Annotated in this window: 19 protein-coding genes; 17 read left to right on the forward strand and 2 right to left on the reverse strand. The window is 63.7% G+C overall.

All coding sequences use genetic code 11. The features are described 5' to 3' along the window. Positions 1–32: 32 nt before the first annotated feature. The 3 genes from hisS (at position 33) to OCL88_RS06785 (ending at position 4,230) form a co-directional block, all read left to right on the forward strand. The gene (gene hisS, locus OCL88_RS06775) at positions 33–1,379 is read left to right on the forward strand and encodes a histidine--tRNA ligase (RefSeq protein ID WP_243540986.1); all 1,347 of its coding nucleotides are present in this window, start codon (positions 33–35) and stop codon (positions 1,377–1,379) included. 104 nt (positions 1,380–1,483) lie between these two features. Then, positions 1,484–3,265, forward strand: coding sequence for an aspartate--tRNA ligase (gene aspS / locus OCL88_RS06780; RefSeq protein ID WP_243540985.1), 1,782 nt, complete (start codon positions 1,484–1,486; stop codon positions 3,263–3,265). A gap of 134 nt (positions 3,266–3,399) precedes the next feature. Continuing rightward, complete coding sequence (locus OCL88_RS06785) at positions 3,400–4,230, forward strand: GNAT family N-acetyltransferase (protein WP_243540984.1); 831 nt, start codon at positions 3,400–3,402, stop codon at positions 4,228–4,230. Positions 4,231–4,234: 4 nt separating this feature from the next. On the opposite strand, the gene OCL88_RS06790 is transcribed toward OCL88_RS06785, so the two are convergent. Beyond that, positions 4,235–4,915, reverse strand: coding sequence for an acVLRF1 family peptidyl-tRNA hydrolase (locus OCL88_RS06790; protein ID WP_243540983.1), 681 nt, complete (start codon positions 4,913–4,915; stop codon positions 4,235–4,237). Between the two features lie 42 nt (positions 4,916–4,957). Between OCL88_RS06790 and OCL88_RS06795 the strand changes: the two genes are divergently transcribed. The 14 genes from OCL88_RS06795 (at position 4,958) to nusB (ending at position 18,662) form a co-directional block, all read left to right on the forward strand. Further along, positions 4,958–6,457 (forward strand): replication-associated recombination protein A, encoded by a 1,500-nt coding sequence (locus OCL88_RS06795; protein ID WP_264962007.1) that lies wholly within the window; start codon positions 4,958–4,960, stop codon positions 6,455–6,457. 213 nt (positions 6,458–6,670) lie between these two features. Beyond that, the gene (rpsD, locus tag OCL88_RS06800) at positions 6,671–7,291 is read left to right on the forward strand and encodes a 30S ribosomal protein S4 (protein ID WP_021470614.1); all 621 of its coding nucleotides are present in this window, start codon (positions 6,671–6,673) and stop codon (positions 7,289–7,291) included. A gap of 172 nt (positions 7,292–7,463) precedes the next feature. Further along, the gene (locus tag OCL88_RS06805; RefSeq protein ID WP_021470613.1) at positions 7,464–7,838 is read left to right on the forward strand and encodes a DUF948 domain-containing protein; all 375 of its coding nucleotides are present in this window, start codon (positions 7,464–7,466) and stop codon (positions 7,836–7,838) included. Between the two features lie 67 nt (positions 7,839–7,905). Further along, positions 7,906–8,118: a hypothetical protein gene (locus OCL88_RS06810; protein WP_264962085.1), complete on the forward strand. Its 213-nt coding sequence runs from the start codon at positions 7,906–7,908 to the stop codon at positions 8,116–8,118. A 113-nt stretch (positions 8,119–8,231) separates the two neighbouring features. Beyond that, positions 8,232–10,910, forward strand: coding sequence for an alanine--tRNA ligase (gene alaS / locus OCL88_RS06815; protein ID WP_264962008.1), 2,679 nt, complete (start codon positions 8,232–8,234; stop codon positions 10,908–10,910). 2 nt (positions 10,911–10,912) lie between these two features. Further along, the gene (gene ruvX, locus OCL88_RS06820; RefSeq protein WP_179014199.1) at positions 10,913–11,503 is read left to right on the forward strand and encodes a Holliday junction resolvase RuvX; all 591 of its coding nucleotides are present in this window, start codon (positions 10,913–10,915) and stop codon (positions 11,501–11,503) included. Continuing rightward, positions 11,500–13,275 (forward strand): endolytic transglycosylase MltG, encoded by a 1,776-nt coding sequence (mltG, locus tag OCL88_RS06825; protein WP_264962009.1) that lies wholly within the window; start codon positions 11,500–11,502, stop codon positions 13,273–13,275. Before ruvX ends, mltG begins: the two co-directional genes overlap by 4 nt. Next, entirely contained in the window at positions 13,272–14,126 is an 855-nt protein-coding gene (locus OCL88_RS06830; protein WP_264962086.1) for a shikimate dehydrogenase family protein, read from the forward strand. The genes mltG and OCL88_RS06830 overlap by 4 nt, the downstream gene beginning before the upstream one ends. 26 nt (positions 14,127–14,152) lie before the next feature. Further along, positions 14,153–15,352 carry a chorismate synthase gene (aroC, locus tag OCL88_RS06835; RefSeq protein WP_021470607.1) on the forward strand — a complete coding sequence of 400 codons (1,200 nt, stop codon included), beginning with the start codon at positions 14,153–14,155 and terminating at the stop codon, positions 15,350–15,352. A gap of 11 nt (positions 15,353–15,363) precedes the next feature. Then, positions 15,364–15,918: a shikimate kinase gene (locus OCL88_RS06840; RefSeq protein ID WP_031215973.1), complete on the forward strand. Its 555-nt coding sequence runs from the start codon at positions 15,364–15,366 to the stop codon at positions 15,916–15,918. Continuing rightward, a complete protein-coding gene (aroB, locus tag OCL88_RS06845; protein WP_264962010.1) occupies positions 15,915–17,006 on the forward strand; it encodes a 3-dehydroquinate synthase in 1,092 nt (363 codons plus the stop codon). The genes OCL88_RS06840 and aroB overlap by 4 nt, the downstream gene beginning before the upstream one ends. Next, positions 17,003–17,524 (forward strand): tetratricopeptide repeat protein, encoded by a 522-nt coding sequence (locus OCL88_RS06850; RefSeq protein ID WP_021470604.1) that lies wholly within the window; start codon positions 17,003–17,005, stop codon positions 17,522–17,524. The genes aroB and OCL88_RS06850 overlap by 4 nt, the downstream gene beginning before the upstream one ends. A 164-nt stretch (positions 17,525–17,688) precedes the next feature. Further along, the gene (gene efp / locus OCL88_RS06855) at positions 17,689–18,252 is read left to right on the forward strand and encodes an elongation factor P (protein WP_021470603.1); all 564 of its coding nucleotides are present in this window, start codon (positions 17,689–17,691) and stop codon (positions 18,250–18,252) included. Then, positions 18,252–18,662, forward strand: coding sequence for a transcription antitermination factor NusB (nusB, locus tag OCL88_RS06860; RefSeq protein WP_264962011.1), 411 nt, complete (start codon positions 18,252–18,254; stop codon positions 18,660–18,662). The genes efp and nusB overlap by 1 nt, the downstream gene beginning before the upstream one ends. 82 nt (positions 18,663–18,744) lie before the next feature. On the opposite strand, the gene OCL88_RS06865 is transcribed toward nusB, so the two are convergent. Further along, positions 18,745–19,998, reverse strand: coding sequence for a PrsW family intramembrane metalloprotease (locus OCL88_RS06865; protein ID WP_264962012.1), 1,254 nt, complete (start codon positions 19,996–19,998; stop codon positions 18,745–18,747). Positions 19,999–20,022: the final 24 nt, after the last annotated feature.

Genomic DNA, 20,022 nt, shown 5'->3' on the forward strand with positions numbered 1-20,022 from the left:
CGGTCAGCCTTCTTCGAGGAGACTCTTCCACCATGGCACGTACCGCCTCCCTGTCCGGATTCCCCGAGTGGCTTCCCCAGGAACGGTTGGTGGAGTTGCATGTGCTCGATACGCTGCGCAAGACCTTCGAACTGCACGGGTTCTCCTCCATTGAGACCCGTGCGGTGGAGACGGTGGGGCAGCTGCTGCGCAAGGGAGAGATCGACAAGGAAGTCTACGGCCTGAGCCGCCTGCAGGACGACGACGAAGAGACTGCAAAAACAGGCAAGACTGATCCGAACGCTTTGGCGCTGCACTTTGACCTGACCGTTCCCTTTGCGCGCTACGTGGTGGAGAACGCCGGCTACCTGGCGTTCCCGTTCCGCCGTTACCAGATCCAAAAAGTCTGGCGGGGGGAACGGCCGCAGGAAGGCCGTGCCCGTGAGTTCACCCAGGCCGACATCGACGTCGTGGGAGACGGCGAGCTGCCGTTCCGCTACGACGTCGAAATCGCACTGGTGATCGCAGAGGCGCTGAGCGCCCTGCCCATCCCGGATTTCCGCCTGCGGATCAACAACCGGAAGCTGGCCGAAGGCTTCTACCGCGGCATCGGGTTGACGGATACTGCCGGTGTCCTGCGAAGCATCGACAAGCTCGAGAAAATCGGAGCCGGGAAAGTGGCCGGGCTGCTCAAGAGCGAGCTCGGCGCCACGGACGAACAAGCCGGCCTTGCCCTGCAACTCGCCACTATCCGGACCGAGGACACCTCGTTCGTCGAGCAGGTGCGCGCGTTGGGCGTCAAGGATGAGCTGCTCGATGAGGGCCTCAATGAGCTGGAGCAGGTGATCGAAGCAGCGATCCAGCGCGCTCCCGGGAAGGTCGTGGCGGACCTCAGCATTGCCCGCGGGCTGGATTACTACACCGGGACAGTAGTGGAGACGGTCCTTGTAGGACACGAGCAGCTGGGGTCCATCTGCTCGGGCGGCCGGTACGATGCCCTCGCCAGCAAAGGCAACCGGAAGTTCCCCGGCGTCGGACTCTCCATTGGTGTTACCCGCCTCGTCTCCCGCATCCTGAGCCAGGAGCTGGCCACGGCCTCGCGGTCGGTGCCCACGGCAGTCCTCGTGGCCCTGAACCACGATGACAGCTGGTCCGCTGCCCAGGATGTGGCAGCCCAGCTGCGCAGCCGCGGCATCGCCACCGAGGTGGCTGCCAAGGCAGAGAAGTTCGGGAAGCAAATCAAGTTTGCCGACCGCCGCGGCATTCCCTTTGTGTGGTTCACCGACGACGACGGCAAGCACCAGGTCAAGGACATCCGTTCAGGCGAGCAGGTGGACGCGGACCCCGTGACCTGGACGCCGTCGGAAGAGGATTTGTACGTTCGGGTGGTTACCGCCTGACTTCCCCCTGACATCCCTCAGGGAGCAGCGCTGCCGGGGGCGGGTAAACTCGGACGGGATTGTCTTTGCGGACATCCATCAAAAATTCATGCGAAAGGAATGCTGTGCTGCGCACACATGACCTCGGATCACTTCGTTCCGAGCACATTGGACAAACCGTTACCCTGGCCGGCTGGGTGGGCCGCCGCCGTGATCACGGTGGTGTTGCATTCGTCGACCTCCGTGACGCGTCCGGCGTGGCCCAGGTGGTTGTCCGCGAGGAAGAAGTGTTCCACGGGCTCCGGAACGAGTACGTCCTGCAGGTGACGGGTACCGTCAGCAAGCGTCCGGAGGGCAATGAGAACCCCGCGCTGGCCACGGGAGAGATCGAAGTCATCGCGGACAAGGTGGTGATTCTTAACACCTCCGATCCCTTGCCGTTCCAGATTGACGAGCACGTGGAGGTCGGTGAAGAAGCCCGCCTGAAGCACCGTTACCTGGACCTCCGCCGTCCCGGTCCCGCCCGCAACCTGCGGCTGCGTTCCGAGGCCAACCGCGTGGCCCGCGGGATCCTCCACGAACAGGGCTACGTTGAAATCGAGACGCCCACCCTGACGCGTTCGACGCCTGAAGGTGCGCGCGACTTCGTGGTGCCGGCACGCCTGGCTCCCGGATCCTGGTACGCGCTGCCGCAGTCCCCGCAGCTGTTCAAGCAGCTCCTCCAGGTCGGCGGTTTCGAGAAGTACTACCAGATCGCGCGCTGCTACCGCGATGAAGATTTCCGCGCCGACCGTCAGCCTGAATTCACGCAGCTGGACATCGAAGCCAGCTTCGTCGACCAGGACGACATCATTGCCTTGGGCGAAGCGATCGTTAAGGCGCTGTGGCAGCTGATCGACGTCGAGGTTCCCACGCCCATCCGCCGCATGACCTACCTGGACGCCATGGCCAAGTACGGCTCCGACAAGCCGGACCTTCGATTCGGCCTGGAGCTGACGGAGCTGACCGAGTTCTTCAAGGACACCAACTTCGGCGTGTTCAAGGCCCCTTACGTTGGCGCCGTGGTCATGCCCGGCGGTGCTTCCCAGGCCCGCCGTGCCCTGGACGCCTGGCAGGAATGGGCCAAGCAGCGCGGAGCCAAGGGACTGGCCTACGTCCTGTACAAGGAGGACGGCGAGCTCGCAGGTCCCGTCGCCAAGAACCTCACCGAGCAGGAACGCGCCGGACTGGCGGACGCCGTCGGTGCCAAGCCCGGCGACTGCATCTTCTTCGCTGCCGGCGAGAAGGGCGCTTCCCGGTCCCTGCTGGGTGCCGCGCGCGTGGAGATCGGTCACCGCACCGGCCTGATCGATCCGAACGATTGGGCTTTCGTGTGGATTGTGGACGCTCCGATGTTCGAGCCGGCCGCGGCCGCCGTCGCCTCCGGTGACGTAGCCGTGGGCGCCGGCCAGTGGACTGCGGTCCACCACGCCTTTACCTCGCCGAAGCCGGAGTTCATGGAGACCTTCGACAAGGACCCCGAGTCGGCCTTGTCCTACGCCTACGACATCGTGTGCAACGGCAACGAGATCGGCGGCGGTTCCATCCGTATCCACGAGCGTGAAGTCCAGGAGAGGGTCTTCCAGCTCATGGGACTGGACAAGGAAGACGCTGAAACCAAGTTCGGCTTCCTGCTGGAAGGCTTCAAGTTCGGAGCACCTCCGCACGGTGGGATCGCCTTCGGCTGGGACCGCGTTGTGGCCTTGCTGGCCGGCGTGGAGTCGATCCGCGACGTCATCGCTTTCCCCAAGACCGGCAACGGTTTCGACCCCTTGACGGCGGCTCCGGCACCGATCACCGCGCAGCAGCGCAAGGAAGCCGGCGTGGACTTCAAGCCTGAAGCCAAGCCCGCTTCCAAGTCCGAGTAAGCAAAGGCCCGGACGACTCCGCAGGCCCCCTGTCACGTGCAGGGGGCCTGCGGCGTTTCCGCCACCCTCACCAGGCGGACCGTCACCAGGCAGACAGTAACCAGGACGACCGTAACCAGGAAGAGCGCGCCACCATGTTCAAGGCCGGAGAGCCAATCGACCAGGAGTCCCTGGAAGCACTCATGGATGCGGCGTGGCCTGCCGTGGAACATGCCGAAGCGGGGCCATGGGTCCTGCGGGCTTCGGAAGGGGTGACCCAGCGGGCCAACTCCGTGTGGCCTCGCGGGGCAGTCACCCATGCCGGGGAGGTCGTGGAGGCGCTCCGCAGCGCCGCCGACTGGTACCGGCGGCGGAAGCTCCCGCTGATCCTCCAAACCTTCGACGACGCCCGCAGCGAAGTCCTTCACGACGTTCTGGATACGCAGCGGTTTACGCGGCAATCGGAAACGCTGATTATGGTCCGGGGTACGGAGCCCTGGGCCCCGGTGCAGCAAAGTCTGGCCCGGCAAAGTCCGGTGCAGCAAAGTCCGGCCCAGCCCGGCGTGGAGTTGTCCGCGGAACCGACCGAGGATTGGCTTCGGCTCTGGTGGGCCGTGGATGGCCGGGGCGGGGAACGGGAACTCGCCGTTGCCCGGGAAATCCTTACCGGTTGCCCGTCCATTTACGCTTTGGCGAGGGACGACGACGGCAACCCGGCCGCCGTCGGACGCCTCGCCTTGGTTGGCGGACGGGGCGGTATCTACTGCATGGCCACGGCGGCGGGCCGGCGCAGGCAAGGTTTTGGCACCCTGGTGCTTGCCGCTTTGCTCGAGGAGGGGACCAGGCTGGGCCTGGACGGGTTTTGGCTCCTGGTGACGTCGGCGAATGCCGGCGCCAGGCGCCTTTACGAAACGGCGGGCTTTCTCCGGCAAGGCAGCTATCTTTACCGTCAGGCACCGTTGCGGCGCGCTCCCGGCGGTTGCTGAGTGGTTAGCGCGGGGGATCAGTAACGGTGATCCGGATTGAGCAGGCATCGGTGGCCGCCTTTGCCAGAGCCGCGGTCTTGGGGTCCTGCACGTCAAGCAGGGCGAGGCGCGTCCTGTTGGCGAATGACTTGGCCGGCCCTTGGCTCAGGACCTGCTCCACCAGGGTCTTGTCGCCCCCCGGGACGATGTATTCGATGCGGTGGGCTGCGAAGATCGCACCGACGTGGACTGCTGCCGCTTCCACCAGGGCATCTGCCTGGTTGGACCGGCGACGAGCAAAGCGTTGCTGGGACTGTCCGCCGGCAGAGGTGCGTGACTGCACGTAGCGGTTACCGCTTTTTGACGCGCGGATCCGTGACCCCGATGCTGCGGCGACGGCGAAACCGCCCCGCCGGATCAGCACTATCCCGAGCCCGCGTTCCTGGCTGGCCAAAGCCGCCAGCCGATCGAGGTCCGTGGCGCCGCGGCCCGGGCGGCCGTCCACCGGCCACGGGGCCTTGAGCAACGCCTCGGCTCCGTCGGCTGCGCGCAGAAGGAGGCCGTCGTCGTCGAAATCCTCCTCCACCTGGCCATGGCTGGCGGAAAAGCGTTCCACCCAGCCGTGGAGTCGGGCTGCAGGTACCAGGGCGGTCCGGACGGGAGTTTGGGAATCCCTGCGTTGCGGGCCGGGGTTTTGGGGCTCCACGCGAAATGTCTCCTTTATTGGAAGTATGAGTAGCCTATCCATGTGGAAGATCTCTTTGGTTCCGGCGCTGCCAGTGATGACGAGTCAGAGGACTCCGCTGCCGCGGGACCCCTCACTGACGCAGGCTGGATGGCTTCGCAGCGTAGCCCCCTTGCCGTGCGAATGCGGCCGCGGACCTTGGACGACGTCGTGGGCCAACAACATCTGCTGGGTCATGGATCGCCGCTTCGGCAGTTGGCCGCCGGCGCCGAGGCATCAGGCCCCGCCGGCCCCAGTTCGGTCATCTTGTGGGGACCTCCCGGAACGGGAAAGACCACCCTGGCCCATGTGATTGCCAGGGGGCCCGGGCGGAAGTTCGTTGAGCTGTCCGCGATAACTGCCGGCGTCAAGGACGTCCGGCGCGTGATGGACGAGGCTTTGACCGCAAGGGACCTCTACAAGAAGACGACCGTCCTGTTCCTTGACGAAATCCACCGGTTCAACAAGGCGCAGCAGGACGCCTTGTTGCCGGGCGTCGAGAACCGCTGGGTAGTCCTCGTGGCCGCTACTACGGAGAACCCGTCATTTTCGGTTGTCTCCCCGCTGCTGTCCCGGTCTCTCCTACTGACCCTGAAACCCCTGACGGATGACGACATTTCAGGTTTGCTGCAGCGTGCAGTCGCGGACGCCCGCGGACTTGCAGGCCGCGTGGAACTCAGCGAAGAAGCCCTGGAGCATTTGGTCCGTCTGTCCGGCGGCGACGCCCGCAGGGCCCTGACCGCTTTGGAGGCGGCCGCGGGAGTAGCGTTCGGTGACGCTGACGCCGTCGGGCCTGAGATGCCCGCCACCGACGACGGCGAACCCGACGACGGCGAATCTGACGACGGCGAACCCGGCCTCGCCGGCGACGGCGCACCGGATGCTCCCGTGCTGGTTGAACTGCGCCACACGGAGCGGGCCCTAGACGCCGCAGCGGTCCGTTATGACCGCGCCGGTGACCAGCACTATGACGTGGCCAGCGCATTCATCAAGTCCATCCGGGGCTCGGACGTCGATGCTTCGCTGCACTATCTGGCCCGCATGCTCGAAGCGGGGGAGGACCCGCGCTTCGTGGCGCGCCGCATTGTGATCTCGGCAGCGGAAGACATCGGCATGGCGGATCCCACCGCGCTGCAGACGGCCGTGGCAGCAGCCCAGGCGGTTCAGTTGATCGGCATGCCGGAGGGCCGGATCATCCTGGCCGAAGCGGTGGTCCACCTGGCGACCGCGCCCAAATCCAATGCGGCGTATATGGGCATCAACAAGGCCATCGCCGATGTCCGGGCAGGATACGGTGGAAGCATCCCCATGCATTTGCGGGATGCCCACTACCCGGGCGCCAAGCAACTCGGCCATGGCAAAAGCTACAAGTACGCCCATGATGAGCCGCACGGCGTGGCAACGCAGCAGTACCCGCCGGACGACCTCATCGGCAAGGATTACTACCAGCCCACGGCCAATGGTGCCGAGCGGGATATCGCCGCGAGGCTGGAACGTTTGCGCCGGATAGTGCGGGGGCAATAACCTCCAAGGCCCGGCGTCGGCTCCCGGTTCCTGCGGGGTAGGCGCTGCGTGGTAGGATATTTCTTTGTCTGGCATGACCCGACGCACAAATCCCTGAAGATTTCTTCGATGGTGCTGTGCCGTGGGCCAGTAGCAAGTGGCAGCGGTTGGCCGATGCTCTCCCTGATGGAGGCCAGTAACACCAACACACCGCAGTAATTTGGAAGGACACAAGTGGCTAACAACACTCGTGCTCGCCGTACCGCACGCCTTTCGCGTGCACTCGGCATCGCTCTGACCCCCAAGGCCGCCAAGTACATGGAGCGCCGCCCGTACGGCCCCGGTGAGCATGGCCGTGCCCGCAAGAAGCAGGATTCCGACTACGCCGTTCGTCTGCGCGAAAAGCAGCGCCTGCGCGCCCAGTACGGCATCCGCGAAGCCCAGATGACCCGTGCCTTCGAAGAAGCACGCCGCACCAAGGGCCTGACCGGTGAAAACCTCGTTGAGCTGCTGGAAATGCGCCTCGACGCCCTCGTGCTCCGTGCAGGCTTCGCCCGCACCATCGCACAGGCCCGCCAGCTGGTTGTGCACCGCCACATCCTGGTTGACGGCGTCCGCGTTGACCGCCCGTCCTTCCGCGTCGGTGAAGGCCAGCTCATCCACGTCCACAGCCGCTCCGAGGTCATGGCTCCGTTCCAGGCAGCAGCTGCCGGTGCCCACGTCCTGGCCACCACCCCGCCGTACCTGGACGTCAAGATCGACGCCCTGCAGGCACGCCTGGTTCGCCGCCCGAAGCGCTCTGAGGTCCCCGTGATCTGCGAAGAGCAGCTCGTCGTCGAATTCTACGCACGCTAAATTTCAGCAGCGTATCCAAAGAAGCCCGTGGCCAAGCCGCGGGCTTCTTTGTCTTTGAACCCCATGCTTCGCAGGTGAGGCGAGGCTTCCTTTATCTGTAATGTACTGGGGGAGGCCTTGGCCGCCGCGAAGGCGGGTTGAGGCAGTGCAACGATCCTAGGAGATGAGTTCTATGTCTGGTGGCGACATCGCCGGTCTGATTGCAGCAGGGGTTTTTGCGCTCCTGGTTCTGTTGCTGGCAGTGCCTATCCTGAAGCTGGGCGGCGTCTTTGACGAAGTCCGTACGTCCATCCGTTCCATCAGCGACGGCGCGACGCCCCTCATGGACGAGGTGACAGCGACCGTTTCCACCACCAACCAGCAACTGAAGAAGGTTGATGGCATCGCATCGAACGTCTCGGACGCCTCCGCGAACATCTCTGCCTTGTCGTCGCTGGTTGCGGCCACTGTGGGTTCTCCGCTGATCAAGGTAGCGGCTTTCAGTTATGGCGTGCGCTCTGCTCTCGCGTCCAAGCGCACAACGTCCTCCGGCCGCCGCAGCCGCTGAATCCGCACGGCCGCTTGACTGCAGCCTGAATACTTAAGGGAGACACGTCGTGAAGAGAATTGTTTGGATGGGAATCGGCGTTGCCATCGGTGTCATTGCCTTCCGGAAGGTCACCGAAGCGCAGGCGAACATCGGTCCTGACGGGCTGAACCGGGCTGTCGGACGCCTGGCAGATGGCTTGTTCGATTTCGCCGATGCTGTCCGTGCAGGCATGCACGAACGGGAGGCGGACCTGAGGTCGGCCCTGGGTATCGACGCCACGGACTCCGGCAAGCGGTAGCGGCAGGTTCGCACGCGGGCCCGCAACAGGGCAGAATGGATAGCTGCGGAACGGCACCGGCCGGAACCGCGCACAACATGTGCAGTGAATTGAGAAGGGTAAGTAATCAGCCAATGAAGTCGCAGGAGATCACCAAGCGCTGGGTGGACTTTTTTGTCAGCAAGGGTCACACAGCCGTTCCCTCCGCGTCGCTCGTTTCCAGCGACCCGTCACTTCTCTTCACTGTGGCCGGAATGGTGCCGTTCATCCCTTACCTCACCGCGCGCGAAGAGCCGCCCTACAGCCGGGCAACCAGTGTCCAGAAGTGCATCCGCACCGGTGACATCGAGGAAGTCGGCAAGACCGCCCGCCACGGCACGTTCTTCCAGATGTGCGGCAACTTCTCCTTCGGCGACTACTTCAAGGAAGACGCCATCAAGTTCGCTTTCGAGCTGCTCACCAAGAGCGTCGACGACGGCGGCTACGGACTTCCGGCCGAACGCCTCTGGGTGACTGTCTATGAGGAAGACGACGAAGCCAAGGAACTGTGGCTCAAGAACACGGCCATCCCTGCTGAGCGCATCCAGAAGATGGGCAAGTCGGATAACTATTGGCACACCGGCCAGCCCGGTCCTGCAGGTCCCTGCTCGGAAATCTACTACGACCGAGGTCCGGATTACGGTGTCGAGGGCGGCCCTATTGCCGACGAGAACCGTTACATCGAGATCTGGAACCTCGTGTTCATGCAGTACCAGATCGAGAACGTCCGCTCCAAGGTGGACTTCGACATCGTTGGCGAACTGCCCAACAAGAACATCGACACCGGCCTGGGCATGGAGCGTCTTGCGATGATCCTCCAGGGCGTCGAGAACATGTACGAGACCGACCAGGTCCGGCCCGTGATTGACAAGGCCGCCGAACTCTCCGGCAAGGAATACACTTCCGCCGAAACGGATGAAGATCCGCACCACACGGACGACGTCCGTATGCGTGTTGTTGCAGACCACATCCGTTCTGCCCTGATGCTCATTGCCGACGGGGTTGCCCCGTCGAATGAAGGCCGTGGCTACGTTCTTCGTCGTTTGATCCGGCGCGCCGTCCGGGCCATGCGCCTGCTGGGTGTGGAGTCCGCCTGCCTCCCCGAGTTGCTTCCGGTCTCCCGCGATGCCATGAAGGGCGTCTACCCCGTGGTCGAGACGGACTTCGCCCGGATCAGCCGCATCGCCTACGCCGAAGAAAAGGCATTCCTCCGCACCATCGCCTCAGGCACCGCACGGCTGGAAGATGCCGTAGCGGAATCCAAGGCTGCCGGCGTTCCGCTGTCCGGTGCCGAAGCCTTCACCCTCCATGACACTTACGGCTTCCCGATCGACCTGACCTTGGAGATGGCCGAGGAAGCGGGCCTGAAGGTTGATGAGGCCGGATTCCGTGCCCTCATGCTCGAGCAGCGTCAGCGTGCCCAGGCAGATGCCAAAGGCAAGAAGGGCGGCCACGCCGACCTCAGCGCTTACCAGGAAATGCTGGGTGAAGGTGAAACCGTCTTCACCGGGTACGAAGAACTGGAAGGTGAGTCGAAGGTCCGGGGCATCGTCAGCGGCGGCCAGCGGGTTGCCCATGCCTCCACCGGGGACGAGATCGAGCTGGTCCTCAACGAAACGCCGTTCTACGCCGAGGCCGGCGGGCAGGCTGCGGATACCGGCCTGATCACCGGCGACGGCTTCGTCGTTGAAGTCCTCGATGTCCAGCGTCCCGTCAAGGGACTGAGCGTCCATAAGGCGATTGTTCGTGAAGGTGAAATTGCCGGCGACGCTGTGGTTCGTGCCGCTGTCGACCGTGAACGCCGCCACGCCGCTGAGCAGGCACACACTGGAACGCACATTGTGCACGCCGCCCTGCACCAGATCCTGGGGCCGGAAGCAACCCAACGCGGCTCGTTCAATAAGGCCGGCTACCTCCGTTTCGACTTCGCCTGGGGCGAAGGGCTGAGCGCTGCCACGCGCTCGGAGATTGAAGAAGTTTCCAATATCGCAATCCGCAATAACTTCCGCGTTGACACCAAGGTCATGGGCCTTGCCGAAGCAAAAGCGCTGGGCGCCATGGCGCTGTTCGGCGAGAACTACGGCAGCGAAGTCAGGGTTGTGGAGATCGACGGCGCGTGGTCGCGCGAGTTGTGCGGTGGCACCCACGTCTCCAACACCTCGTTGATCGGCAGCCTCTCGCTCTTGGGCGAGCAGTCTGTCGGTTCCGGAAACCGCCGGGTTGAGGCGTTCGTGGGCTTGGATGCCTTCCGGCACCTGGCTGCCGAACGCGCCCTCGTCACCGAGCTCACCGAGCTGCTGAAGGTACCGTCCGGACAACTGGCCGACCGTATCGCCAGCACCCTGAACAAGTTGAAGGCGACCGAGAAGGAACTCGACCGGCTCCGCAAGGAACAGCTGGCGGCCGCAGCGGCCAACTTGGTGGGTTCGGCGCGCGACGCCGCAGGCGTACGCGTGGTTGCGCACGACGCCGGCCAGGTCGGCGGCGCGGATGACCTCCGCAACCTGGCGCTCGACCTTCGCAACCGCCTGGGTTCGGAAGCCTCAACGGTGGCCGTGGCCGGCGTGAGCAACGATCGTCCCATCATCCTCGTTGCCACCAATGAGGCAGCCCGCGAAGCCGGTGTCAAAGCCGGTGCGCTGGTTCGCCTGGCCGCCGGGATCCTCGGTGGTGGCGGCGGCGGCAAGGATGACGTTGCCCAAGGCGGCGGCACCGACGCTGCAAAGGTATCCGATGCCCTTGCAGCCGTGTTTGACGCGATAGCCAAGCGCTGATTGTGAGTTCCACTACCGATGCCGGCGTCTATCCCCGCGGCACCAAGCTGGGGGTGGACGTCGGCACCGTCAGGGTTGGGGTCGCCGTGTGCGATCCCGATGGAATCCTAGCCTCCCCGCTCAAGACCCTCAGCCGTGACCTCAAGAAGAACTCGGATGTACGGGTCCTGGTGAAGCATGTCATCGAGCAGGGGGCAGTCCAGGTTTTCGTGGGCCTGCCTCGGACCATGAAGGGCGAGGAGCGCGGCTCCGCTCAGATGGCTGTGGAGTACGCCGAGCTGCTCGCGGACGCGTTGGTCCAGGCGGGTGTGGGGGTGCCGGTCAACCTGGTCGACGAGCGCTTGACCACCGTGACGGCGCACCGCAACCTGCATGAAGCTGGCATGAGCAGCAAGAACCACCGTAAAGTGGTTGATCAGGTTGCTGCTGCTGGAATACTGCAGCACGCGATCGACATGCAAAAAGCCAGAGGAACGGACGTTGGCCGCCGCGTGCAGGCGCCGTCGCAGTCCGATGCATCAGGCGGTGCCCCAACACTGCCGGCCTCCTCAGGCAGCCAACCTGATTCTTCTACGAGGGGACTGCAACTGTGAGCCCGGTCAATAACGACCCCTCCAGCACCGGTGGCGGCAGTATGCCGCTGACCCGCAAAGAACTGCGGGCACGCGAGCGATTCCTCGCCACGCAGAACCAAAACGTCGTACCCGTTCCGGAAGCGACTCCAGGAGCGGCCGGCGCCCCGGCAGCGGACGAGCCGGAACTTCCCCGTCCTGTACCTGCGGTCCCCAATGCCGCAGCTGTACGACGGGATGTCCAGTCGGCGCCGGCACCCCAGCGGGAGCCAGTGGTGCCTCCCGCCCCGGCAGCCGCACCTAGGGTCGCTCCAGCAGCCCCGGAGCGCGAGCCCGAGGCGCACGACGAGACCCAAGCCCATGGTGCGGCCACTACGAGCCTGCCGGCGGTTCCAGAAGCAGCCCCGGGCCAGGACCGCGCTGTACACGATGGTCCTGTGGACCACGACGGTGCGGCCCACGAGGTCGCGGACCACCATGCGGATGCTGCCCACCACGATGGTGCTGACCATAACGACGGTGCAGCCCACCACGATGACGCAGCCCACCACCACGACGCGGACGCCCATGCTTTCGCGGGACATGACGGGCACGACGTGCACGACGGGCACCCTCATGACGACCATCACGGTTACGCAGAGCACCACGACGACCATCATGACGCGCACGCCCATGATGACCACGCGCATGAGCTCATCACCACGGTGGAAACCCCCGTTTCCAAGGCCGCTGCCCGCAAGGCCCGCCGCCGCCGTCGGGTGCTGGCTCTGCTGATCACGCTGGCTGTCTTCGTCACCGCCATTGTGGTGGGTGCGCAGTTCCTCAAGCCGCTTCTGGGTATGGACAAGGTGACGGACTACCCCGGACCGGGCACCGGCTCCGTCACCATCACCGTTCCCGAGGGAGCCGGCCCCAAACAGGTGGCCGCGGAACTCGCTGCGAACAAGGTGGTTGCCGACCCGGATGCGTTCGTGAAAGCGTTCCTCAGCGAAGGCGGCGAATTGTCGCCGGGCGAGTTCACTTTCCGCACCGAAATGAAGAATTCCGACGCCGTGGCGGTCCTGTCCAATAAGGACGCCTCCAAAGTCATCTACTTTGCTTTAAGCGCGGGCCTGCGTATCAACGAGTCCCTCGAGGCCATTTCCAAGGGCTCCGGAATTCCCCTTCAGCAGCTGAACGGTTTCAACCAGGCGCCCAGCCAGTTCGGGCTCCCTGCCAAGGCGAAGAACCTTGAGGGCTTCCTGGCCCCCGGTGAATACCGTTTCCCCTTGGGAACCTCCGGCAAGGACATCATCCAGACGCTGGTCACTGCCACGTTGGATGAGCTCAAGGCTCAGGGAGTCACCGATCCCGCCAAGCAGTATGACGTTGTGACCATCGCCAGCATCGTCCAGGCCGAGGGTGGCCAGGCGGACTACGGAAACGTCGCCGGCGCTATCTATAACCGCCTGAAGCCCAATAACACGGAAACGAACGGCCTCATCCAGTCGGACGCCACGGTGACTTATGGGTTGGGCAAGAAGTCCTTCCACCTCACCGAGGAAGAGAAGGCGGACAAGTCCAACACGTACAACACCTATGCGAATACGGGCCTGCCCGCGGGGCCGATCGGTTCGCCGGGCAAGACTGCCATCGACGCGGCCGCCAAACCCACGCCCAACGATTACCTCTACTGGGTAACCATCAACCTGGACACCAAGGAGACCAAGTTCTCCAAGACGCTGGCCGAGCACAACACCTACGTTGAGCAGTACAACGCATGGTGTGCGGCCAACGCGGGTCGGTGCGTGTGAGCCGCCGGGCAGCAGTCCTCGGGCACCCGATCTCACATTCAAAATCCCCGGCGATGCATACCGCGGCCTACGCAAAGCTGGGCGTGGACATCGGTTACACCGCAATAGACCTGACGGCGGACATGCTTCCGGCATTCATGGAATCGGTCCGGGCGGACGAGTCATGGTGCGGCCTTTCGGTCACCATGCCGTTGAAGACCGCAATGGTCAGGGAAGTTGACGAGGTCAGGGGTGCGGCAGCCCACTTGGGCGTCCTCAACACCGTTGCTTTCGAGAACGACGGCGGTTCGGTCCGGCGGGTCGGGTACAACACCGACGTTGCGGGGATCGTGGAGGCGGTCAAGTATGCCGGCGTCGCGACGAGCCCCCATGGCGCGGTGCTTGGCGGCGGTGGAACCTCTGCAGCCGCGATTGCGGCACTCCGTGAGTTGGGGGCAGACCACGTTGACGTCTTTGTCCGCGATGTCTCCCGGGCCGGCGACGCCGAAGCCGCTGCTGCCGCCGTCGGAATCGGCTTGTCCGTCAGGCCGCTGGTACAGGCGGCAACCGCCATTGCCGGTTCGGACCTGGTGATCTCCACCTTCCCGCCGCGGGCAGCGGATGCCCTGGCGGATGAACTCGGCGCGCTGCCCGGTACCTCGGGAGGGGTATTGCTGGATGTGGCCTATGATCCCTGGCCCAGCCGGCTGGCAGAGCAATGGCACAGGCATGGGGGAGTTGTGGTCCCGGGCCTGGAGATGCTGATGTACCAGGCGGCAGAGCAGATCCGGCTTTTCAGCGGCTGCACGGTGGATAGCGCCGTCATAGATGTGATGTGCGACTCAGTCGGACTTCCCCGACGAGTCTTCTAGAGGCCTTACATGGCAGGATTGGTTATATGTTGCGTTGGTTGACAGCCGGTGAATCCCACGGTCCGGCTCTGATCGGAATTGTTGAAGGCGTGCCGGCCGGTGTTGAGCTCACCAGCGGGCAGATCCGTGACGCCCTGGCCCGCCGTCGGCTTGGCTACGGCCGCGGTGCCCGCATGAAGTTCGAGCAGGATGAAGTAACGATCGTCGGCGGTGTCCGCCACGGCATTACCCAAGGCGGTCCGGTTGCCATCCAGGTCGGCAATACCGAATGGCCCAAATGGGAACAGATCATGTCGGCCGACCCCGTGGACGCCGGGCTTCTGGCGGACCAGGCACGTAATGCGCCCCTGACCCGTCCCCGTCCGGGGCATGCTGACTTCACCGGCATGCAGAAGTACGGCTTCGATGAGGCCCGTCCGGTCCTGGAACGAGCCAGTGCCCGGGAAACGGCCACGCGCGTAGCCCTTGGAACCGTCGCCGCCCAGTTCCTGAAGCAACTGGGAATTGAACTGGTCAGCCACACAGTCTCCATCGCCAGTGTGTCCGTTCCTGAAGGCCGTCCGTTGCCGTCGCCGTCCGACGTCATTGCCTTGGATGCGGATCCGTTGCGTTGCTTTGATCGTGAGACGTCGGACGCCATGGTGGCCGAGGTGGACGCGGCCCACAAGGAAGGCGAGACCCTAGGCGGTGTCGTCGAAGTACTGGCCTACGGACTTCCGCCGGGGTTGGGCAGCTACGTCCATTGGGACCGCCGCCTCGATTCCCGGTTGGCTGCCGCCCTGATGGGCATCCAGGCCATCAAGGGCGTCGAAGTGGGCGATGGTTTCCTCACCGCGGCCCGGCGGGGCTCCGCCGCGCACGACGAAATCGTCAAGGATGAAGACGGCAAGATTGTTCGCCGGACCAACCGTGCAGGTGGCATCGAAGGTGGCATGAGCATCGGCGAGGTACTCCGTGTCCGTGCGGCCATGAAGCCCATTGCGACTGTTCCGCGTGCCCTGCGCACCATCGACGTGAGCACCGGCGAGCCGGCCAAGGCGCATCACCAGCGTTCGGACGTCTGTGCCGTGCCTGCGGCGGGCGTCGTAGCCGAAGCAATGGTGGCCTTGGTGCTCGCGGAAGCCGTCATGGAAAAGTTCGGTGGTGACTCGGTGGCGGAAACCACGCGCAACCTCCAGGGCTACCTGAACAGCATCCCGGCAACCTTGGACTCGGTCGGACGCTAGTGGCTCCCGTCATGGCGGGCGGCACTTTTGCGCGCCCACTTGTCCTCATCGGACCAATGGCGGTAGGGAAGTCAGCCATCGGCCAGCAGTTGGCGCAGCAGCTGGACATACCGTACGTGGATACCGACGCGGTGGTGGTTGCCGCCCATGGCAGCATTGCCGATATTTTCGCGGGTCGGGGAGAACATGCCTTCCGCGAAATCGAAGCCCGGACTGTGGCAAAGGCCATAGAAGCCGCCAAACAGCGCCAAACCGTCATATCCTTGGGTGGTGGCGCCGTCCTGGATTCCGGGACTCAGCAGTTGCTCGAAGAATGCACTGTTATCTACCTGGAATGTGACGCTGCCACAGTTGCGGACCGGATTGCCAGGAATACGGCAAGGCCACTGCTGCAAGGCGATGCAATGTCCCGTTGGGAAGCGTTGTTTGCCGCGAGGCAGCCCGTCTATGAGCGCCTGGCAGATATCGTCATGGATGTTCGTTCCGGATCCGTAGCGGAAATCGCCCTCCGGCTGGAGGAGCGGCTGCGCGAGCACGCAGCCTTGGAAAAGGAAGCTGAGAAGTGAGCAACGAAGCAACTGTCATCAAGGTCACGGGAGAATCCGCGTCGGAGAACTACGACGTCGTGGTGGGCCGCGGGCTGTTGGAAACGCTGCCCGAAAAGCTGGGGGAGCGGGTTCGCCGGGTCTTGGTGATCCACCCCCGTGCCCTCCGGCTGACCGGCGACACTGTCCGGGACGAACTTGAGGCTGCCGGCTTCACCGCCCTGACGGCCGAAATCCCCGACGCCGAAGAAGGAAAGCACATTCAGGTTGCTGCCTTCTGCTGGCAGGTGCTGGGACAAAACGACTTCACCCGTTCCGACGCGATCGTCGCTGTTGGCGGCGGAGCCGTAACGGACCTCGCCGGTTTCGTAGCGGCTACGTGGTTGCGGGGTGTCAAAGTCATCCACATGCCGACCTCGCTGTTGGGCATGGTCGATGCAGCCGTTGGCGGCAAGACTGGAATCAACACCGCCGAAGGCAAGAACCTCGTGGGCTCCTTCCACCCGCCTGCCGCCGTCCTGGCTGACCTGGATACGCTCCAGACCCTCCCTAGGAACGAACTTGTTTCCGGCATGGCCGAGGTCATCAAGTGCGGGTTTATTGCCGATCCCGCCATCCTTGACCTCCTTGAGAAAAACACGGACTCCGTTACTGATCCCGGATCCGAGGTGGTCCGTGAGCTGATTGAGCGTGCCATTGCGGTCAAAGCCAACGTGGTGTCGCAGGACCTGAAGGAATCCGGGCTCCGGGAGATCCTTAACTACGGCCACACCCTGGGCCACGCGATCGAGCTTGTGGAACGGTACTCCTGGAGGCACGGCGCAGCTGTGTCGGTCGGCATGATGTTTGCGGCAGAGCTGTCGCGCAGCGTTGGCCGCCTTTCAGACGCCGACGCTGACCGCCACCGCACCATCCTGGAAAGTCTTGGCTTGCCGATCACCTACCGCAGGGACCGCTGGCAGGGTCTCCTGGACGGAATGCGCCGGGATAAGAAGTCCCGCGGCGACCTCCTCCGTTTCGTTGTCCTTGATGGCATCGCCAAGCCCGGCATCCTCGATGTTCCGGACACTTCGCTGCTCTTCGCCGCCTACCAGGAGATCGCATCATGACCGCCACTTTGGCTGAAGGCATCAGCGATTGGCCTACTGCCGGATTCCCCGGGGTACGGATGAATCCGGACACGTTGTTGCCGGTGGTTGTCAATGAGGATGCGCTGGAGACGGCGCTGGCTGCCTCGGTGGACCCTGCGGACCGCATCATGGCCTTGCTCCTGGACAACCAGCCCAAGGAAGCAGCCGAATTGTTGGCAGAAGCCCGGTACAAGAATCCCGAGTCGTTCCGTCTCCGAATTTTCGAGGCTGAGGTCCACCGTGCCACCAACCGCATGGACCGGGCGATCCAGCTGTACAAGCAGTTGCTCCATGAAGTGCAGGGCAGCTCAAAAGAGGCCGTCGTCCATCAGTACCTTGGGCGCGCGTACTTCGTCAGCGGCAATGCGCTTGCCGCGTCCGAGGCATTCGCAAAGGCCCTCGACCTCCGCGTGGCAATGTCCGCCGACGCGGCCTTGATCTACTCCTCGGCAGTGGCCCTGCAACGGGCGCGCAACGTCCTGGAGCTCGCTTCCTGAGCATCGTTCCGGACACCCCGCGCGTGCCGCCTTCCGTTTGCCGGTAGAATGGTTCATGGATTTTTGATAAATACGCGCTGGCCGGCCAATGTGGCGTGCCGGCTTGGCATACGGCTGGAAGCTGGACATCAGCCAGGACCAGTGAAATTAACCAGAGGATACGAGTGGCAACCACAAACGACATCAAGAACGGAACCGTACTGAAGCTCGAGGGCCAGCTCTGGAACGTCATTGAGTTCCAGCACGTCAAGCCGGGCAAGGGCGGCGCCTTCGTTCGAACCAAGATGCGGAATGTTATGTCCGGCAAGGTAGTGGACAAGACGTTCAACGCCGGCCTCAAGATCGAAACCGCAACTGTCGACCGGCGCGACTACCAGTACCTGTACCAGGACGGCGAAGACTTCGTCTTCATGGACACCAGCGATTACGACCAAATCCACGTTTCGGGCGCGACAGTCGGTGACGCCACCAACTTCATGCTTGAGAACCAGATGGTCAACATCGCCATCCACGAAGGCACTCCGCTTTACATCGAGCTTCCGCCGAGCGTCGTATTGGAGATCACCTACACCGAGCCGGGTCTCCAGGGTGACCGTTCCTCCGCAGGCACCAAGCCTGCAACTGTGGAGACCGGTTACGAGATCCAGGTCCCGCTGTTCGTTGAGCAGGGCACCAAGGTCAAGGTTGATACCCGCGACGGCAGCTACCTGGGCAGGGTCAACGACTAGTGAGTGCCCGCGGTAAGGCCCGTAACAGGGCACTTGAAGTACTTTTTGAGGCTGAGCAGCGCTCGGTTTCAGCTTTTGATGCGCTCAAGGCGCGTCGGGAGAAGACTGACATAGTTGTGAATCCGTACACGGTGGAAATCGTGGAGGGGGTTGTTTCCATGCAGCCCACCATCGACGAGTTCCTGCAAACCTATGCGCAGGGCTGGACTCTTGAACGCATGCCGGCGGTGGATCGCATCATTCTCCGCATTGGTACGTGGGAACTTCTTTACAACGACGACGTTCCCGATGGGGTCGCTGTGAGCGAGGCCGTAGCCTTGGCGAAGACCATGTCCACGGACGAGTCCCCGGCCTTCATCAACGGTTTGCTGGGCCGCTTGCAGAAGCTCAAGCCGTCGCTGTTGGCGTAAGAACCGATTTATTTCTGCATACTTGGTGCCCCTTGGAATCCGGCCAGTCCGGACTCCAAGGGGCATTCTGCGTTATGAACGCTTACAGGAGCACCGCTGACCGCAGCCCGGGTATCCGGCGCAGCTGTTCAAGTTCATCGTGTTGGTGGACATGGACGTCCCTGCCGCTGAGGATGCGCTGGCGGGTGAAGGCGAGGGAGGTCGCCGCCTTGATGAACGCCCGCATCTGTGCAGCCCGGCCGCGTGAGGATGCCCAGCCAAGGGCCTGGCGCCTGCCCCGGGGTGTAGCCAGCATGTCCACCTCCGCCGGCGTGAACCACCCGGCACGGGCATATTCCAGCAGCCGTTGACGGGTCAGTTTTCCCTCGGCGATGCGAAGGAAGACTATTCCTAGGACGGCTACCAGGAAGATGGGGACCTGGACGACGAAGTATTCAACCAGGAATCCCTGGCCCATGCTGTTCCAGCGGTTATGCAGGAACATCGCAGGCAACAGGCCCACGAAGAACGCCAGAACCGCGTACCCCGAGTGCCACTTCCTCGCCGCGAAACCCATGATCAAGCCGGTGGTGCCCGTAAATATTGCGTGCGCGAAAGGAGACATCACGCCGCGGAGGATGAAGATCCGGACAAGGTCGGTCCCGGGGTCGGACGAAGACGCGATCTCCCGTCCGAAATAGAGGATGTTTTCGGTGAACGCGAAACCCGCGGCGATGGTGAAAGCGAACACGACGCCGTCAACGGGTCCGTCGAAGTATTTCCGGGCGGCGAATATCAACAGGAGGAGTCCCAGCGACTTACTGAACTCCTCGACGATCGGTGCCTGCACGGTGGCCATGAAGTAGCTGTAGGCGTCCTCGCTGGTGGTGGGCGCCGCGAGGGCAAAGAGCGGTTGGATCAAGAGCGTCGCCGCAATGGAGACAGCCGCTCCCCACGTGAAGGCAAACCACAGAAGCCGTTTGGGTTCCGGCTCCCAGCGGTCGATCCACCGGACCGTCAGCAGGACTATGGACAGTGGAATCAGCGATGCGATGAAGCCGATGATGAAGCCCGCCACCCCGGTGTTGCCCAAGAGGAACGGAACAACCAGCAGAAGGCTGCCGAAGGCCAGGATGCCGCCGACAAGGAGCAGTGGCAGCAAACCGGCTGAACGGCGCTGCATGCCTTGGGGCGCGGCTGCCCATGATTGGTTTCCCAACGGTGCGGGGTTGCCGGGAGCGGGCTGGTAGTTGCCGGGCTGGATGTGGCCGATCCACGTGGGATTGGCCCCGGGCTCCAGGAACGGCCGGGGGTAGGGCCGCTGTCCATCATGGCGGCCTGGTTGGTTGCTGCTCATGGGTCCGAGCCTATGCCACGCCTG

Source organism: Paenarthrobacter sp. PAE-2 (assembly GCF_026013155.1).
GTDB classification, from domain to species: Bacteria; Actinomycetota; Actinomycetes; order Actinomycetales; family Micrococcaceae; genus Arthrobacter; species Arthrobacter ureafaciens.

Bases quoted from the DNA above. Each gene is read 5' to 3' on its own strand.
- aroC (WP_021470607.1), top strand. From the start codon at position 14,153: ATGTTGCGTTGGTTGACAGCCGGTGAATCCCACGGTCCGGCTCTGATC.
- OCL88_RS06865 (WP_264962012.1), bottom strand. From the start codon at position 19,998: ATGAGCAGCAACCAACCAGGCCGCCATGATGGACAGCGGCCCTACCCC.
- hisS (WP_243540986.1), top strand. From the start codon at position 33: ATGGCACGTACCGCCTCCCTGTCCGGATTCCCCGAGTGGCTTCCCCAG.
- OCL88_RS06810 (WP_264962085.1), top strand. From the start codon at position 7,906: ATGGGAATCGGCGTTGCCATCGGTGTCATTGCCTTCCGGAAGGTCACC.
- OCL88_RS06850 (WP_021470604.1), top strand. From the start codon at position 17,003: ATGACCGCCACTTTGGCTGAAGGCATCAGCGATTGGCCTACTGCCGGA.
- OCL88_RS06840 (WP_031215973.1), top strand. From the start codon at position 15,364: ATGGCGGGCGGCACTTTTGCGCGCCCACTTGTCCTCATCGGACCAATG.
- OCL88_RS06785 (WP_243540984.1), top strand. From the start codon at position 3,400: ATGTTCAAGGCCGGAGAGCCAATCGACCAGGAGTCCCTGGAAGCACTC.
- alaS (WP_264962008.1), top strand. From the start codon at position 8,232: ATGAAGTCGCAGGAGATCACCAAGCGCTGGGTGGACTTTTTTGTCAGC.
- OCL88_RS06805 (WP_021470613.1), top strand. From the start codon at position 7,464: ATGTCTGGTGGCGACATCGCCGGTCTGATTGCAGCAGGGGTTTTTGCG.